Source organism: Streptomyces sp. LBL (assembly GCF_029893585.1).
GTDB lineage: Bacteria > Actinomycetota > Actinomycetes > Streptomycetales > Streptomycetaceae > Streptomyces.
This window is the reverse complement of sequence record NZ_JARXYX010000082.1, coordinates 1-2,873: the sequence shown is the minus strand read 5'-3', so window position 1 is coordinate 2,873 and position 2,873 is coordinate 1. Positions and strand designations below refer to the sequence as shown.

Below are 2,873 nucleotides of genomic sequence, written 5' to 3'. Positions count from 1 at the left end.
GTGATCCGCTCGGCGGGGTAGTCCGGGTCGACGGGTACATACGCGCCGCCGGCCTTGGTCACCGCGAGGAGAGCGACGACGAGGTCGGCCGAGCGACGCATCATGACCGCGACCAGCGACTCGGGTCCCACTCCGCGATCGATCAGCAGCCGGGCAAGGCGGTTGGCACGCTCGTTGAGCTCGGCATAACTCAGTTCCACGTCCTCGAAGACGACAGCAGTCGCGTCCGGCGTGCGAGCGGCCTGGGCCTGGAACAGCTCCGCCAGCGTCACGGCGGACATGTCCCGGGCGGTGTCGTTCCACTCGACCAGGATCCGCTCCCGCTCCACGGGATCGAGGACGTCCACTGTGCTGATCTGCTGGTGCGGTGCTGTTTCCAGGGCGATGACGACGCCTTCGGCAGCGGTATGGACCATGGCGCACAGTGATTCACCCGAGACGGGTTCGGCGACCTGCACGGTGAGGGTGAATCCGTCACCGGTGTCGTCGACGTTCAGCCCGATCGGGTAGTTCGTCCGCTCCTGGGAGTACAGCACCGCGATGCCGTCGAGGCTGTTGTCCGTCCCTGCCTCAGCGCTCCTGGAGTGCCGGTAATTGAACAGGGAGGTGAACAGCGGGGTGTCCGCCTTGATGCCGCTGGCCTGCCGGGCCAGTTTCAAAGGGGCGTGTTCGTGGACGAGCAAGTCCGCCAGCTGGTTCTGCACCGACCGGACCGTGTCCATCACCTGCGCGCCGTGAGTCTGCACCCGTACCGGCAGGGAGTTGATGAACAGGCCCAGAACGCGGTCCGCGCCGCTTCCCGCGGCCATGCGGCCGAACAGGACGGTACCGAAGACGACATCGTCCCGGCCCGCGGTGGCCGCCAGAACCCGCGCCCACACCACGTGCAAGACCGTGGCCGGGCTCACGCCCAGCCGGCGTGACTGGTCCCGCAGTCGCTGCGCGAGTTCCGCATCCATCACGCGACGGAACTCCGCCACGCCGGTTCCGTCGCCGCGGACGTCGAGCAGACCGAACGGCGCGGTCGGCTCGGTCACGTCCCCCAGCAGGGTGGAGAAGTACCTGTGGTGTTCCTCCTGCGCTACCCGCAGGCGGGCCTGGGCAACGAAGTTCCGGAACGGCAAAGGCGCGGGCAGGGTGTCCTCGCGGTCCTCGATGAACGAGCGCACCTCCTCCAGCAGCACGTCCAGGGTGGTGTGGTCCGAGATCAGGTGATGGGCCTGGACGAGCGCGAGCCACTGACCGTTCACCGGGTCGGCCGCCGTGTACACGCGGATCAGCGGCGCCTGGCCGATGTCCATCGATCCAGGACACGCGGCCAGCATCCGGCCGGTCACCTCATCGTCAGGCCCCTCGGGCAAGTCGACGCTTTCCACCGGGATCGCAGCACGGCGCACCACCACCTGGACCGGTTCGCGCAGTCCTTCCCACAAGACGGCGGTCCGCAGGATGTCATGCCGGTCGACGACCTTCTGCAGTGCGTCCACAAACCCGTCGAGCCGCTGCCGGGAGTCGAACCCCAACAGCACCGGCAGCACATACACATCGGTCCCGTCACCGGAGTCACCCATCAGGTGGTGGAAGAGGATCCCTTCCTGCAGCGGAGCCAGCGGGTACACATCCGCCACGTTGCCCGCTCCGCCGGGAACCCGGGCCACGATCCGGTCGATCTCCCCGCGGGTCAGATCCACCAGGGGAAGCATGTCGGGAGAAATGGTCAGGGCGCTGTCCGGAATCCGGTTCTCCGGCACCGCCACCTCGGCCCGACCATCCGACGCAGCCAGTCCGGCAGCCGTCGGCGCCGCGAACAACGACCGCACATCAACCGATATCCCCCGGGCACGCAGCAGCTCCACCACCCGCACCGCGAGCAGTGAGTGGCCGCCCAGTTCGAAGAAGTTGTCGTCCACGCCGACCTGGGGCAGGCCCAGGACCTCGGCGAACACGGTGCACAGGAGCTCCTCCTGCACCGTCGACGGCCCCCGCCCACCGTCGGCCGCCTGGTAGTCCGGAGCCGGCAGAGCCCTACGGTCCAGCTTGCCGTTCACCGTCAACGGCAGCGCCTCCAGCAGCACCAGCGCGGACGGCACCATGTACTCCGGCAGCATCGCACCGAGGTGGGCGCGCAGGGCAGCGGTATCGACACCGCCTGTGTGACTGGTGGCGGGGACGAGGTAGCCGACCAGGCGCTTGTCCCCGGGGCGGTCCTCACGCACCATCACCGCTGCCTGGGCCACGGACGGATGTGCGCTCAGCGCGGCCTCGACCTCACCCAGCTCGATCCGGAACCCCCGGACCTTCACCTGGTCATCGGTCCGCCCGAGATACTCCAGCTGCCCGTCGGCGTTCCAGCGTGCGAGGTCACCGGTGCGGTACATCCGCTCACCCTGACCACCGAACGGGTTCGCGACGAACCGCTGCGCGGTCAGTCCCGGCCGGTCGAGATAGCCTCGGGCCAGGCCCGCGCCGGCGATGTACAACTCACCCGCGACACCGACCGGAACCGGCCGCAGAGCCGAGTCCAGCACATAGACCCGGGTGTTGGGGACGGGCGTGCCGATGTGCGGGGTGCTGTGTTCGTTGGCGGACAGGGGGTTGGTGATGGTGGCGCAGACGGTGGATTCCGTCGGTCCGTAGGCGTTGATGAGACGGCGGCCGCCGGCCCAGTGGGTAACCAGGTGCTGGCTGAGGGCTTCACCGCCGGTGATGAGGGTCGTGATCGACGGCAGGCTGTCCGGTTCCAGGATGGCCAGTGCGGCGGGGGGCAGGAGTGCGTGCGTGACCGACCGCTCCGCGACCAGGCGGACGAGCGCCGGGCCTGGCAGCAGGTCGTGCGGCGCGGCCGAGACGAGGCAGGCCCCGTTGCACAGGGC

General features: G+C 69.0%; 1 protein-coding gene. It reads right to left on the bottom strand.

Going from position 1 to position 2,873, the window contains the following annotated elements:
- Positions 1 to 2,873, bottom strand: a 2,873-nt coding sequence (locus tag M2271_RS42315; protein ID WP_280892798.1) for an AMP-binding protein, incomplete at both ends; no start/stop codon positions are given.